This is a genomic window from Pseudomonas sp. GL_135, from assembly GCF_057834665.1.
This window is the reverse complement of record NZ_CM174408.1, coordinates 5,149,028-5,164,410: the sequence shown is the minus strand read 5'-3', so window position 1 is coordinate 5,164,410 and position 15,383 is coordinate 5,149,028. Positions and strand designations below refer to the sequence as shown.

The 15,383-nt window shown below is 61.0% G+C and carries 10 protein-coding genes; 8 read left to right on the top strand and 2 right to left on the bottom strand.

All coding sequences use genetic code 11. From position 1 onward, the window contains the following. Positions 1-2: 2 nt before the first annotated feature. The 7 genes from aroK (at position 3) to hemE (ending at position 11,981) form a co-directional block, all read left to right on the top strand. On the top strand, positions 3-521 hold the full coding sequence (aroK, locus tag AC3ISG_RS22775) for a shikimate kinase AroK (protein WP_065986620.1): 519 nt from the start codon (positions 3-5) through the stop codon (positions 519-521). Positions 522-652: 131 nt separating this feature from the next. Continuing rightward, complete coding sequence (gene aroB / locus AC3ISG_RS22770; protein ID WP_489298033.1) at positions 653-1,756, top strand: 3-dehydroquinate synthase; 1,104 nt, start codon at positions 653-655, stop codon at positions 1,754-1,756. Between the two features lie 10 nt (positions 1,757-1,766). Further along, complete coding sequence (locus tag AC3ISG_RS22765) at positions 1,767-3,392, top strand: AAA family ATPase (RefSeq protein ID WP_122533927.1); 1,626 nt, start codon at positions 1,767-1,769, stop codon at positions 3,390-3,392. A 358-nt stretch (positions 3,393-3,750) separates the two neighbouring features. Beyond that, positions 3,751-8,196 (top strand): glutamate synthase large subunit, encoded by a 4,446-nt coding sequence (gene gltB / locus AC3ISG_RS22760; protein ID WP_489298032.1) that lies wholly within the window; start codon positions 3,751-3,753, stop codon positions 8,194-8,196. A gap of 121 nt (positions 8,197-8,317) precedes the next feature. After that, complete coding sequence (locus AC3ISG_RS22755; protein WP_122533925.1) at positions 8,318-9,736, top strand: FAD-dependent oxidoreductase; 1,419 nt, start codon at positions 8,318-8,320, stop codon at positions 9,734-9,736. A gap of 283 nt (positions 9,737-10,019) precedes the next feature. Continuing rightward, positions 10,020-10,784: a S1 family peptidase gene (locus tag AC3ISG_RS22750; protein WP_489298031.1), complete on the top strand. Its 765-nt coding sequence runs from the start codon at positions 10,020-10,022 to the stop codon at positions 10,782-10,784. A gap of 132 nt (positions 10,785-10,916) precedes the next feature. Continuing rightward, on the top strand, positions 10,917-11,981 hold the full coding sequence (hemE, locus tag AC3ISG_RS22745; protein WP_489298030.1) for a uroporphyrinogen decarboxylase: 1,065 nt from the start codon (positions 10,917-10,919) through the stop codon (positions 11,979-11,981). A gap of 251 nt (positions 11,982-12,232) precedes the next feature. Here hemE and AC3ISG_RS22740 read toward each other — a convergent pair whose 3' ends face one another. Further along, positions 12,233-13,498, bottom strand: coding sequence for an MFS transporter (locus AC3ISG_RS22740; protein ID WP_489298029.1), 1,266 nt, complete (start codon positions 13,496-13,498; stop codon positions 12,233-12,235). A 115-nt stretch (positions 13,499-13,613) separates the two neighbouring features. Between AC3ISG_RS22740 and AC3ISG_RS22735 the strand changes: the two genes are divergently transcribed. Next, positions 13,614-14,504, top strand: a complete 891-nt coding sequence (locus tag AC3ISG_RS22735; RefSeq protein WP_122625545.1) for a LysR family transcriptional regulator — start codon at positions 13,614-13,616, stop codon at positions 14,502-14,504. A gap of 356 nt (positions 14,505-14,860) precedes the next feature. Here AC3ISG_RS22735 and AC3ISG_RS22730 read toward each other — a convergent pair whose 3' ends face one another. Then, positions 14,861-15,307: an excinuclease gene (locus tag AC3ISG_RS22730; RefSeq protein WP_122625546.1), complete on the bottom strand. Its 447-nt coding sequence runs from the start codon at positions 15,305-15,307 to the stop codon at positions 14,861-14,863. Positions 15,308-15,383 lie beyond the last annotated feature (76 nt).

Here is a 15,383-nt window from a genome sequence, read left to right as displayed (position 1 = left end):
CTGTGCGAAATTTAATTCTTGTGGGGCCGATGGGGGCTGGCAAAAGCACCATCGGTCGCTTGCTGGCCAAAGAGCTTCGACTGCCGTTCAAGGATTCCGACAAGGAAATCGAGCTGCGTACGGGCGCCAATATTCCCTGGATCTTCGACAAGGAAGGCGAAGCGGGTTTTCGTGATCGAGAACAGGCGATGATCGCCGAGCTCTCTGCACTGGACGGCGTAGTTGTGGCCACCGGCGGCGGTGCAGTCATGCGCGAAGAGAACCGCCGCGCGCTCCACGCCGGTGGTCGGGTGGTGTATCTGCATGCATCCGTTGAGCAGCAGGTGGGCCGCACCTCGCGGGATCGCAATCGCCCCTTGCTGCGCACCGCTGACCCGGCGCGGGTGCTGCGCGAACTGTTGGCCATCCGCGATCCGCTGTACCGCGAGATCGCCGATGTCATCATCGAAACCGATGAGCGGCCGCCGCGAATGGTGGTTATCGACATCCTCGCCCTGCTGGCCGAGCTTCCTCCCCGTTAAAGCGCAGACGGAAATGCGCTATCCTCGGCGACCATAAAAAGTGGGGTCGCTACATGGCCTTGCGCCATAGCCGGTATCGGCGTTTTTTTCAGACGCCCGCAGGCAACCAATTGTTAACAGCGTGGGGACACATGCAGACACTCAAGGTCGAGCTTGGCGAACGCAGCTACCCGATCCATATCGGCGAAGGCTTGCTGGATCAGCCCGAGTTGCTCAAGCCGTACATTGCCGGAAAACAGGTGGCGATCGTTTCCAATGCCACCGTCGCGCCGCTGTACATGGACCGCCTCACCCGATCCCTTGCTGGTTACAGCGTTTTGCCGATCGTGCTTCCCGACGGTGAAGCCTTCAAGAACTGGGAAACCCTGCAAACCATCTTCGATGCGCTGCTCTCCGCACGCCACGACCGCCGCACCACTGTGATCGCATTGGGCGGAGGCGTTATCGGTGACATGGCCGGCTTTGCTGCGGCCTGTTACCAGCGCGGCGTTGAATTCATTCAAGTGCCGACCACGCTGCTGTCCCAGGTCGATTCGTCGGTCGGTGGCAAAACCGGCATCAATCATCCGTTGGGCAAAAACATGGTGGGCGCGTTCTACCAGCCCAATGCGGTGCTGATCGATACGTTGTCGCTGAACACCCTGCCTGAGCGCGAGCTGTCCGCCGGTCTAGCCGAGGTCATCAAATACGGTTTGATCTGTGACGAACCGTTCCTGACGTGGCTCGAAGAGAACGTGGACAAGCTGCGCGGGCTGGATCAGGCCGCCCTGACCACGGCGATCGAGCGTTCGTGCGCTGCCAAGGCTGCAGTCGTTGGCGCCGATGAGCGAGAGTCCGGCGTGCGTGCCACACTGAACCTAGGCCACACCTTCGGCCACGCCATCGAAACCCACATGGGCTACGGCGTGTGGCTGCACGGCGAGGCGGTGGCCGCAGGCACGGTGATGGCGCTGGAGATGTCGGCGCGTCTGGGCTGGATCAGCGAGCAGGAACGTGACCGCGGCATTCGTATTTTCCAGCGCGCCGGCTTGCCGGTGGTTCCGCCGGAAGACATGACGCCCGAGCACTTCCTCGAGCACATGGCGGTGGACAAGAAGGTCATTGACGGTCGACTGCGCCTGGTGCTGTTGCGTCGCATCGGTGAAGCAGTGGTAACTGACGAATATCCACAAGAAGTACTACAGGCCACACTGGTCGCGGACTACCGCGCCTTGGTGGATCAGCTTAGAGGTTAATGAGAAATCCATGACTAGTTTGCACGCCGATGAGGCCTTCCTCGGTCATTACCAGTTGAGTCATGACCCCTTTGCAACGCGGGTTCCCGGCTTCAAGTTCTTCCCGGCACAGCGCAAGCCCGTGCTGGGTCAGCTGCATCATCTCGCGCGCTACAGCCAGTTGCTGTTGGTCGTCACGGGGCCTCAGGGCAGCGGCAAGACGCTGTTGCGTCAGGCACTGGTGGCGAGCACCAACAAGCAGTCGGTGCAGAGCGTTGTGGTGTCCGCGCGTGGCGCAGGTGATGCGACGGGCGTGTTGCGTCAGGTTGCCCAGGCGCTGAACGTCGCTCAAGCGGAAATGCGCCCGATCCTGGCGCAAGTCGTGCAGTTGGCGCTGACCGGGCAGGAAGTCTACATCCTGGTGGACGATGCCGAACAACTGGGCGAATCCGCACTCGAAGCGTTGTTGGGATTGGCAGCAGGCACCCCGGAAGGGCGTCCGCATGTCTTCCTGTTCGGCGAGGCTTCGATCATTGATCGCCTGGATCAGCTGTGCGCCGAGAGCGGTACCGAGGAAGAGCGATTCCACGTTATCGAGCTGGCACCGTATACCGAAGAAGAAACCCGTGAGTATCTGGCTCAGCGTCTCGACGGCGCAGGGCAGGGCGTGGAGTTGTTCAGCGCCGCACAGATCACTGATATCCACGAGCAGTCCGGTGGATGGCCAGGTGCGATCAACCAGGTCGCGCGCGATTCGATGATCGAAGCCATGATTGCCAGCCGCTCTGCGGTCAAGCGTCCAAGTATGGGGTTCAAAATGCCTAAGAAACACGTGTTGGCTTTGGGTGGGGTTGTTGTTGCAGCCGTTCTCGCGGCTTGGCTGATTCCAGGCCGCAGCAACGCACCTGCCACTGCACCTGCCAACTCTCAGGCGCAACTGCCTCTGGGTCAGGGCCAGACGCCTGCGCAACAATCGAACAACGGTGGCCCGGCCATCGAGTTCGCGGGTAACTCGCAGCCTATGCCGTTGCCGATGAACGGCTCTCAACCCGCCACCCGCGCGCCGCTGGCTGAGGCCGCAGGCTCGGGCGAAGGTGATGGCGAAGATGGCGGCCCTGCGGCTAATCAGTCGCTGCAGCCACCGACCGTGACCACCACTGCGCCACCGGCGGGAGCGACGGCGAGTCCTGCTCCGACCATGGCTCAGCAGCCGGTTCCGGCAACGCGCCCTGCACCGGCGGCCAAGCCAACGCCTGCTCCGGCGCCTGCCGCGAAACCTGCGCCAGCGCCGACTCAGGTGGCCACCGCCAAACCTGCCCCGGCACCGGCGGCCAAACCAGCTGCGGCAGCTGCCGCGTCCGGCGCTGCGGGCAGTGGCTGGTACGCAGGTCAGGCACCGACGCATTATGTGGTGCAGATCCTCGGTACCAGCTCCGAAGCCACCGCGCAGAGCTACGTGAAAGAGCAGGGCGGTGAATACCGCTACTTCAAGAAAACCCTGCAGGGCAAGCCCCTGTTTGTGGTCACTTACGGCAGCTTCGCCGACCGCAACGCGGCACTGACCGCTATCAAGGCCTTGCCAGAGAAGGTTCAGGCTGGTAAACCTTGGCCTCGTACTGTCGGCAGCATCCAACAGGAACTCGCCGCCGCCCGCTGATGACGCAGGGACCTTATCCAGGTCCCTCGCTTGGCCCTCCCGATATCACGCATGAGCGTGCTGCCAATGAGCAGCGCGCCTTGCGGTGTCTGCGTCTCAGGCACGCATTGATCTTCGGGCTCTCGTTGGTCAGACTCGCAACAAAGCTCTGACTAGCACGAGAATCGATATAAAACCTTTCATGAATGCGACATAAATTTGCGACACTTCGTCGTCAAATTTGTGAGGACTTGTGTCGCTGTGTACAATGACCTCCCTTTTGCTCCCGCAAAGCCGGCATACGTTCGGCGTGGATGGTAAATGGTTGAATTGAAAAGAAATTTGTCCCGTTAAGGGGCAGCCTGGTGAGAATGTGTCTATGAAAGCAGGTCTGTACCATCCAGAAGAATTCAAGGATAACTGTGGTTTCGGCCTGATCGCCCATATGCAAGGCGAGCCCAGTCATCACCTGTTGCAGACGGCTATCGAAGCCCTGACCTGCATGACCCACCGTGGTGGTATCAACGCCGACGGCAAGACCGGTGACGGTTGCGGGCTGTTGATGCAAAAGCCTGACACCTTCCTGCGTGCGGTCGCCACCGAAGCTTTCGGCGTCGAGCTTCCGCGCCAGTATTGCGCAGGCATGGTCTTCCTCAATCAGGACGACGCGAAGGCTGAAGCCGCCCGCGAAAACATGAACCGTGAAATCCTCGCCGCCGGCCTGACCTTGATTGGCTGGCGCCAGGTGCCGATCGACACCAGCGTACTGGGCCGTCTGGCCCTTGAGCGCTTGCCGAAGATCGAACAGGTGTTCATCGGAGGCGAAGGCCTGAGCGATCAGGAATTCGCAATCAAGCTGTTTTGCGCACGTCGTCGCTCCTCGGTGGCCAACGCTGCCGACACCGACCACTACATCTGCAGCTTTTCCCACAAGACCATCATCTACAAAGGCCTGATGATGCCGCGTGACCTCACGGCATTCTTCCCGGACCTCAACGACGAACGCCTGCAAACCGCGATCTGCGTATTCCACCAGCGCTTCTCGACCAACACCCTGCCGAAATGGCCGCTGGCTCAGCCTTTCCGCTTCCTCGCCCACAACGGCGAAATCAACACCATCACCGGTAACCGCAATTGGGCCCAGGCCCGTCGCACCAAGTTCACCAATGATCTGATGGACCTCGACGAGCTGGGCCCGCTGGTCAACCGCGTGGGCTCTGACTCTTCGAGCATGGACAACATGCTCGAGCTGATGGTGACCGGCGGCATCGACCTGTTCCGTGGCGTACGTATGCTCGTGCCGCCGGCGTGGCAGAACGTCGAAACCATGGACCCGGATCTGCGCGCGTTCTACGAATTCAACTCCATGCACATGGAGCCGTGGGACGGCCCGGCCGGCATCGTCATGACCGAAGGTCGTCACGCCGTCTGCCTGCTTGACCGCAACGGCCTGCGTCCTGCGCGCTGGGTCACCACCAAGAACGGTTACATCACCCTCGCCTCGGAAATTGGCGTGTGGAACTACAAGCCGGAAGACGTGATTGCCAAGGGCCGTGTCGGTCCGGGTCAGATCTTCGCCGTGGACACCGAAACCGGCCAGATCCTCGACACCGATGCCATCGACAGCCGCTTGAAGTCGCGCCATCCGTACAAACAGTGGCTGCGCAAGAACGCCCTGCGTATTCAGGCGACGCTGGAAGACCACGACCACGGTTCGGCGTTCTACAACCCGGATCAGCTCAAGCAGTACATGAAGATGTTCCAAGTCACGTTCGAAGAGCGTGATCAGATCCTGCGCCCGCTGGGTGAGCAGGGTCAGGAAGCGGTCGGCTCCATGGGCGATGACACGCCGATGGCAGTGCTGTCCCGTCGTGTCCGCACGCCGTACGATTATTTCCGCCAGCAGTTCGCGCAGGTCACCAACCCGCCGATCGACCCGCTGCGTGAAGCCATCGTCATGTCGCTGGAAGTCTGCCTCGGCGCCGAGCGCAACATTTTCCAGGAGTCGCCAGAGCACGCTTCCCGCGTGATCCTCAGCTCGCCGGTCATTTCCCCGGCCAAGTGGCGCTCGCTGATGACCCTGGATCGTCCGGGCTTTGATCGTCAGATCATCGACCTGAACTACGACGAAGCCATGGGCCTGGAAGCGGCCGTGCGCAACATCGCCGATCAGGCTGAAGAGGCCGTGCGTTCGGGCAAGACCCAGATCGTCTTGAGCGACCGCCATATAGCGCCAGGCAAACTGCCGATTCACGCGTCGCTGGCCACCGGTGCGGTGCATCACCGTTTGACCGAAAAAGGCCTGCGCTGCGACAGCAACATTCTTGTCGAGACAGCAACGGCTCGCGACCCGCACCATTTCGCCGTGTTGATCGGCTTCGGTGCGTCGGCGGTGTACCCGTTCCTGGCCTACGAAGTGCTGGGCGACTTGATCCGTACCGGTGAAGTGCTGGGCGATCTGTACGAAGTCTTCAAGAACTACCGCAAGGGCATCACCAAAGGCCTGCTCAAGATCCTGTCGAAGATGGGCATTTCGACCGTCGCGTCCTACCGTGGCGCGCAGCTTTTCGAGGCCATCGGCCTGTCGGAAGAAGTCTGCGACCTGAGCTTCCGTGGCGTGCCGAGCCGCATCAAGGGCGCGCGTTTCGTCGACATCGAAGCCGAGCAAAAAGCCCTGGCCTTCGAAGCCTGGAGCGCACGCAAGCCGATCCAGCAGGGCGGTTTGCTGAAGTTTGTCTACGGCGGCGAATACCATGCGTACAACCCTGATGTGGTGGCGATGCTGCAAGCTGCCGTGCAACAGGGCGATTACAGCAAATTCAAGGAATACACGGCGCTGGTGGACAATCGTCCGGTGTCGATGATCCGTGACCTGTTGAAGGTGAAAGAGCTCGATACGCCGCTGGGCATCGATGAAATCGAGCCGCTGGAGGGCATTCTCAAGCGTTTTGACTCGGCGGGTATTTCACTCGGCGCGCTGTCGCCGGAAGCTCACGAAGCGCTGGCCGAGGCGATGAACCGTCTGGGTGCGCGCTCCAACTCCGGTGAGGGCGGCGAAGATCCGGCGCGCTACGGCACCATCCGCAGCTCCAAGATCAAACAGATCGCGACCGGCCGTTTTGGCGTGACGCCTGAGTACCTGGTCAACGCCGACGTGCTGCAGATCAAGGTCGCCCAGGGCGCCAAACCGGGCGAGGGCGGGCAACTGCCAGGCGGCAAGGTCAACGGCCTGATCGCTAAGCTGCGCTACGCAGTGCCGGGTGTGACGCTGATTTCGCCACCGCCGCACCACGACATCTACTCCATTGAAGACTTGTCGCAGCTGATCTTTGACCTCAAGCAGGTCAACCCGGCCGCGCTGGTCTCGGTCAAGCTGGTGGCCGAAGCGGGCGTGGGCACGATCGCAGCCGGTGTAGCCAAGGCCTACGCCGACCTGATTACGATTTCCGGCTATGACGGCGGCACCGGTGCGTCACCGCTGTCGTCGATCAAATACGCGGGCTCGCCATGGGAAATCGGCCTGGCCGAAACCCACCAGACCCTGCGTGGCAATGACCTGCGCGGCAAGGTTCGGGTGCAGACCGACGGTGGCCTGAAAACCGGGCTGGACGTGATCAAGGCGGCCATCCTCGGCGCCGAGAGCTTCGGTTTCGGCACCGCGCCGATGATCGCACTGGGCTGCAAATACCTGCGCATCTGCCACCTGAACAACTGCGCCACCGGCGTGGCGACCCAGAACGACAAGCTGCGCAAGGACCACTACATCGGCACCGTCGACATGGTGATCAACTTCTTCACCTACGTGGCTGAAGAAACCCGCGAGTGGCTGGCCAGGCTGGGCGTGCGTTCGCTGGAAGAACTGATCGGGCGTACCGATCTGCTGGACATCCTGCCGGGTGAAACCGCCAAGCAGCAGCATCTCGACCTGACGCCGTTGCTGGGCAGCGACCACATTCCGGCCGACAAACCGCAGTTCAGCCAGGTCGAGCGCAACCCGCCGTTCGACAAAGGCCTGCTGGCCGAGAAAATGGTTGAACTGGCGATCACCGCCATTCAGGCCAAGAGCGGCGGCGACTACGAACTGGACATCTGCAACTGCGACCGCTCCATCGGCGCGCGGATTTCCGGCGAGATCGCCAAGCTCCACGGCAACCAGGGCATGAACGACGCGCCGGTGACCTTCCGCTTCAAGGGCACGGCCGGGCAGAGCTTTGGCGTGTGGAACGCCGGCGGCCTGAACATGTACCTGGAAGGCGACGCCAACGACTACGTCGGCAAAGGCATGACCGCCGGCAAGCTGGTGATCGTGCCGCCCAAAGGCAGCCCTTTCAAAACCCAGGACAGTGCCATCATCGGCAACACCTGCCTGTACGGCGCGACCGGCGGCAAGCTGTTCGCGGCGGGCACGGCGGGCGAGCGTTTCGCGGTGCGTAACTCTGGCGCCCACACCGTTGTGGAAGGCACCGGCGACCACTGCTGCGAATACATGACCGGTGGTTTCGTCTGCGTGCTGGGCAAGACCGGCTACAACTTCGGCTCAGGCATGACCGGCGGCTTTGCTTACGTGCTCGATCAGGACAACACCTTCGTTGACCGGGTCAACCACGAGCTGGTCGAGATTCAGCGCATCAGCGGTGAAGCGATGGAAGCCTATCGCAGCCACCTCGAGCGTGTGCTGGCCGAATACGTGACCGAAACCGACAGCGAGTGGGGCCGCAATCTCTGGGAAAACCTCGACGACTACCTGCGCCGCTTCTGGCTGGTGAAGCCGAAGGCCGCGAGCTTGAAGTCGCTGTTGTCCAGCACCCGCGCGAATCCGCAGTAAAGCAGCTGCGAGCGGCAAGCTTCAAGCCGCAAGCTAACGGCAGCGCGCGAGTGCCTGCGAACATGATTTTCTTGCAGCTTCAAGCTTGGCGCTTGAGGCTGTAGTCAGGAGTTTTAACACCATGGCTGAACGTCTCAGTAACGACTTCCAGTTCATCGAAGTCGGGCGTAAAGATCCGAAGAAGAAACTGCTGCGTCAGCGCAAAAAAGAGTTCGTGGAAATCTACGAACCCTTCAAGCCTCAGCAGTCGGCCGATCAGGCGCACCGCTGCCTGGGTTGCGGCAACCCGTACTGTGAATGGAAATGCCCTGTGCATAACTTCATTCCCAACTGGCTGAAGCTGGTGGCCGAGGGCAACATCCTCGCGGCTGCCGAGCTGTCGCACCAGACCAACACCCTGCCGGAAGTCTGCGGCCGCGTGTGCCCGCAGGATCGTCTGTGTGAGGGCGCATGTACCCTGAACGACGGCTTTGGCGCCGTCACCATCGGCTCGGTCGAGAAGTACATCACCGACACGGCCTTCGCCATGGGCTGGCGCCCGGACATGTCCCGCGTGGTGCCAAACGGCAAGCGCGTGGCTATCATCGGCGCAGGCCCGGCAGGTCTGGGCTGCGCTGACATTCTGGTGCGCGGCGGCGTGAAGCCTGTGGTGTTCGACAAGAACCCGGAAATCGGCGGTCTGCTGACCTTCGGCATTCCCGAGTTCAAGCTTGAGAAGAGCGTGCTGAGCAATCGCCGCGAAGTGTTCACCGGCATGGGCATCGAGTTCCGCCTCAACACCGAGATCGGCAAGGACATCACCGTCGAGCAGTTGCTGGAAGAGTACGACGCGGTGTTCATGGGCATGGGCACGTACACGTACATGAAGGGCGGCTTCCCCGGTGAAGACCTGCCGGGTGTGCACGATGCGCTGGACTTCCTGATCGCCAACGTCAACCGCAACCTGGGCTTTGAAAAGTCGCCGGAAGATTTCGTCGACATGAAGGGCAAGAAGGTCGTGGTACTCGGCGGCGGCGATACGGCGATGGACTGCAACCGCACGTCGATCCGTCAGGGCGCCAAGTCAGTGACCTGCGCCTATCGCCGGGACGAAGAAAACATGCCGGGTTCGCGCAAGGAAGTGAAGAACGCCAAGGAAGAAGGCGTAAGGTTTCTGTACAACCGCCAGCCCATTGCCATCGTGGGTGAGGATCGTGTCGAAGGCGTGAAAGTCGTCGAAACGCGTCTGGGCGAGCCTGATGCGCGCGGCCGTCGCAGCCCCGAGCCGATTCCGGGCTCCGAAGAGATCATCCCGGCGGACGCCGTGGTCATCGCGTTCGGTTTCCGTCCAAGCCCGGCGTCGTGGTTCGATCCGCAAGGTATCCAGACCGACAGTCAGGGCCGCGTCGTGGCGCCGGAGCAGGGCCAGTTCAAGCACCAGACCAGCAACCCGAAGATCTTTGCCGGCGGCGACATGGTCCGCGGGTCCGATCTGGTGGTGACAGCCATCTTCGAAGGCCGCAATGCGGGTGAAGGGATTCTGGATTATCTAGGCGTCTAGTTGACGCCAGCGGCAAGCCTCAAGCTAGAAGCAGACGCAATCTGCTTCTAGCGGAAGCTTGCCGCTGCCCCATTCCGGCAACCTCTTTCTCATCTCTTTCGTTCCCTCCTCGACTCCTCCTTTTGTGAAGCGTCTGGCACTGCGTCGAGTGTCATTTCTGACAGTTCCCAATCCGACTCAATGGGCTTTTAATTCGGCAAGGTCTCGACGCTAGCGAGCCCTTCTCAAACCGAATGGAAGCCTGGGCCGGTGTCTGGCGGCCTGTTGGATCAGGGAGCGAAAAATGAACAGGTTAGTCTGCGGTCTTGGCCTCGCGGCTTTTTTGACCGGTTGCGGTGAATGGACCGGTGTGAATGAAAGCAAAAAAATCGTCGGAGGAGAGCCGGCGCCAAGTGGGCAGTACCCGTTCTATGCAGCGATCGTCGAAGAGGATGGCTCGCACCTCTGTGGCGCTGCATTGATTGCACCAAGGTGGGTACTGACTGCCGAACACTGCATCTACCGCCAGGCGCCTCACTCCGTCAGCATTGGCCTGGAACAATACCGGCCAACCGTCATCGAGAAGGACCGGGTCCAAATCCAGTCCACCTACGGGCATCCCCAGTTTGATGACAGCGGGCGGTACGATATTGCGTTGATCAAGCTGGAGCGTGCGGCGAACAGTGACGCTTTCCTGAAGCTCGACGGGGCGGAGTCTCAGATGGAGCCGGGCGTTGGCTACCCGGTGACGCTGATCGGATTCGGAAGAACCGAGACCGGATACGGGCCAGATGTGCTGTACGAAGGCCACGGCCAGACGCTGGAGGATAAGGCGTGCATCGAAGTGCCCCCCGGCTACCCGGAAACCCACTTCAATCCATTGGTCAACCTCTGCGCCGGATACAATCAGGCACCTGGCGATTCCGGAGGGCCGCTGCTCTACAAATCAGGCAGCGAATACCTGGAAATTGGACTGGTGAGCCGTTCGTTATGGATGAATGCCGGTCAGTACACCAGAGTGGCGTACTTTGCAGACTGGATTAAAGAGACGATGGCGGCCAACCCATAGGGTGCCGGTGTCAGAAAAACTGGCACGGCATTGATGCGACAAATCGCCCCGATAAATAAAAGGCACGGCACCGACCGTGCCTTTTAAGTTGGTGTCTGAGAAAATGCCCGCACTTTTTTTCCGGATGCCGACATGACTGCCCTGAAGAACGACCGTTTCCTTCGCGCCCTGCTCAAGCAGCCTGTTGACGTCACGCCTGTATGGATGATGCGCCAGGCAGGCCGCTATCTCCCGGAGTACCGCGCCAGTCGCGCCAAGGCCGGAGACTTCATGAGCTTGTGCATGAACCCGGCGTTCGCCTGTGAAGTTACCCTGCAGCCCCTTGAGCGCTATCCGCTCGACGCCGCCATTCTGTTCTCCGACATCCTCACCGTTCCCGACGCCATGGGCCTTGGCCTGTACTTCGAAACCGGCGAAGGCCCGCGCTTCCGCAAAACTGTCACCACCCTGGCTGACATCGAAGCGCTGCCGATCCCTGACGCCCAGAAAGACCTCGGCTATGTCATGGACGCGGTCAGCACCATTCGACGCGAACTTAACGGCCGCGTACCGCTGATCGGTTTCGCCGGGAGCCCGTGGACCCTCGCGACCTATATGGTTGAAGGCGGCTCGTCCAAGGACTTCCGCAAATCCAAGGCCATGCTCTACGACAACCCGCAGGCCATGCACTTGTTGCTCGACAAGCTCGCGCAATCAGTCACGGCGTACCTGAACGGCCAGATTCTCGCAGGCGCGCAAGCGGTGCAGATCTTCGACAGCTGGGGCGGGAGCCTTTCGGCCGCGGCGTATCAGGAATTCTCACTGACTTACATGCGCAAGATCGTCAACGGCCTGATCCGTGAGCGCGACGGGCGCAAAGTGCCGGTCATCCTGTTCACCAAGGGCGGCGGTATGTGGCTGGAAAGCATCGCCGACGCCGGCGCCGACGCGCTGGGCCTGGACTGGACCTGCGATATCGGCGAAGCCCGCCGTCGCGTTGGCAACAAAGTGGCGCTGCAGGGCAACATGGACCCAACCGTGCTCTACGCCAACCCAAACGCCATCCGCCAGGAAGTCTCGAACATCCTCGCCAGCTACGGCAGCGGCACCGGCCACGTCTTCAACCTCGGCCACGGCATCACCCCCGAAGTCGACCCGGCCAATGCCGGCGCTTTCATCGAAGCGGTGCACGAAATGTCGGCCAAGTACCACCAATAAGCGCTTTGCAGACATGAAAACGCCCGGCACATGCCGGGCGTTTTTGTGTGGGGTTCAGGCTGCGGTGAGCTTTGATCGCGAACAGATAGCGCTGCGGTCAGTGAGAGTGCCTGTGAACGCAGAGGTAGTACTGGCTTTAGCCGGGAAGACTTCAGGCGTCACGCTGCAAAATTGAGGGCGCACACAAGGTCGTCTTCCCGGCTGAAGCCAGTCCCACTAAAACAGCGGCGAATGCCCGATGTGCCCTTGGCTCAAACCTGCACATTCACTGCCAACGGCTTCACTTTCGCCAGTTTCAGCGCCACGGCGAGGGCTATCAGCAGTAGGGCGCCGATGAAGGCGCCGATGCCGTTCCAGCCGGCGTAGTGCCAGAACACACCGCCGCCGGTGCCAGCGACGCTGGAGCCTACGTAGTAACTGAACAGGTACAACGACGATGCCTGGCCTTTGGCTTTGATGGCGCGGCGGCCGATCCAGCTGCTGGCGACGGAGTGGGCGCCGAAGAAGCCGAAGGTGAACATCAATACGCCGACGATCACCACCACCAGTGGGGTGAAAATGGTCAGCGTCACGCCGACAAGCATCAGCACGATCACGGCCCACAACACGTTGCGTCGGCCCAGTTGGTCGGCCAGTGCGCCGATCTTCGCCGAGCTGTAGATGCCGGACAGGTACACCACCGAGAACAAGCCGACCACAGCCTGGCTCAAGTTGTATGGATCGGCCAACAGGCGGTAGCCGATGTAGTTGAACAGCGTCACGAACGCGCCCATCAGCAGGAAGCCTTCGAGGAACAGCCATGGCAGCCCGGCATCACGGAATTGCAGGACAAAACCTTCCAGCAGGCTGCGGCCATTGAGCGGACGGGCGCGGAAATTGCGCGACGGCGGCAGGATTTTCCAGAACACGCCGGCCGCGCCGAGCGCGATGATGCCCATGATCAACAGTGCCGTGTGCCAACTGACGTAATCGCTCAGGACCCCGGTGATCACCCGGCCGCTCATGCCGCCGATGGCATTGCCGCCGATGTACAGGCCCATCGCCAGGCCGATGTGCTGCGGGTGGATCTCCTCGCTGAGGTAGGTCATGGCGACGGCGGCGAGTCCGCTCAATGACAAGCCCACGAACGCCCGAGTGATCAGTACGCCCTCCCAAGTGGGCATCAGTGCGCTGGCGATGGTGAAAAGGGCAGCCGAGAACAACGAGAACACCATGACCGACTTGCGCCCGAGGCGGTCTGAGATGGGGCCGGTAATAAGCAATCCTATTGCCAGCATCGCAGTGGACACCGACAGGATCATGCTGCTCTGGGCGGCGTTGATGGCGAAGTCCCGCGACAGCACCGGCATCATCGGTTGCACGCAGTACAGCAGCGCAAACGTGGCGAAGCCGCCGGAGAACAGTGCCAGTACGGTACGGATGAAAGCGGGCGTGTCCTTCTCGATGTAGGTATCGCCCAAAGGGATGGCTGCTGTGGCGAACTCGGCAGGCGCGGCGGCGGATGCAGCAGTATTCACGATTGACCTCAGACGGGAGAGCGGACGCAGTGACGAAAGAATATAGCCGCCTAACGATTGCTTCCAATATATTGTTCGACCTGTTTGATAGGTTTAACGACCCAATGGAATCGCCATGGAATTGCGTCACCTGCGTTACTTCATCGCCGTTGCTGAGGAGCTGCATTTTGGACGCGCTGCGCAGGCGCTCGGTATCTCGCAACCGCCGTTGAGTCAGCAGATCCAGGCGCTGGAGCAAGAGCTCGGCGCGCGTCTGTTTGAACGCACCAATCGACGGGTGGAACTGAGCGAAGCGGGCCGGTTGTTCCTTGACGAAGCACGGCTGGTGCTGGCGCAGGTTGAGAAGGCTTCGGACGTGGCCCGGCGTGCGCAGCTGGGGGAGCTGGGCGAATTGAAGATCGGCTTCACGGCGTCCGCACCGTTCACCTCAAGCATCCCGCAGGCCATCTTCGCGTTTCGCCAGCGTTACCCCGCGGTGCATCTGGCGCTTCAGGAAATGAGCAGCCGGGAAGTTGCCGAGCGGCTTGAGAACGAGTCGATGCAAGTGGGCATCATGCGGCCCCTGCCGTTGCCGGATTCACTGGTCGCCGTGGAGCTGCTCCACGAACCGTTGGTGGCGATATTGCGCTCGGACCATCCACTGGCCGAAGGCTCGGAACGCGGCATTCATCTGCGTGAACTGGCCAGTGAGCCGTTTGTGTTCTTCCCGCGCAGCTACGGCAGCGGGCTTTACGCACAGTTGCTGGATCTGGCGCGGGAGGCGGGCTTCAGCCCGTTGTTTACTCAGGAGGCGGGTGAGGCGATGACCATCATTGGTCTGGTGGCAGCTGGGCTGGGCGTGACGGTGCTGCCGGCGTCGTATCAACGCATGCGCATCGACGGGGTGGTGTACCGAACCCTTCTGGATGCGCAGGCGACGTCAGCGGTATGGTTGGTGCAGCGCAAGGATCAGAAATCCCCGATGGCCAAGGCGTTTGTCGAACTGGTGACGCGCAAGGCGGGGTAACTGACCCAGAGCAAAGCAGATGGGTTGTGGGATTGTGCTTGCTGACGAACGTAGCCTTACAACTACTGAGGGATGGGTGAATGTACTGACCTCTTCGCGAGCAAGCTCGCTCCCACAGGGACTGCGTCGCCCAGTGATCCGTGACGAATGCAAATCTGATGACTCCCCATTGTTCTGACACCGCGCTGGGCTGCGGCAAACGGCGCTCATGTGGGAGTGAGCTTGCTCACGAAGACTCAGTTGGGTTCGCCGATGATTTGTCGGTTGAACGACCTCTTCGCAAGCAACCTCCGTTTCACAGCGCAGCCGTCCATGCCAGTGAGCGAGGCAAGACGCCTCAACTCACTGGCAAAAACTTACTGCACCTTCGCCAGATCACCCTTCAACGCAACGCCTGCCATGATGGCGCCGGCGTGGCACTCATAGGTGGCCGGGTCTTTGCGTTCGATCTTTTTGTAGTAGCTGGCGATGTTGACCACTGCGTTGGCGCCTGCGCCTTTTGCGGCCTCATTCAGTTGCAGGATCGCGGACTGCAAGACCCATTCGCAGGCGTCGTTGTCACTCTTGTTGAATGCGTTGGTTTTCTTGTTGGTCACCACATTCGGCGACAGCACGGACACCTTGCCTTTTGGCTGTACGCCAGCGAGGTAGAACTTCACGCTGCCGTCGAGTTTTTTCTCCTGGGTCATCTGCGCGACCACCTTGTCGAACGGTAGATACAGCGCCGTGTCCCGAGCCTGGCTGATGCCCGGCAGTGTGCACAAAACGACGGCGGCCGTTGCTGCCCAGACTTTCAATTTCATGGTTTCGCTCCTTGAGGTGGTTAACGGGTGTAGAAGATCAGTGATGTGCCCCGCCGGGAGCGTCTTCCGTTGCGCC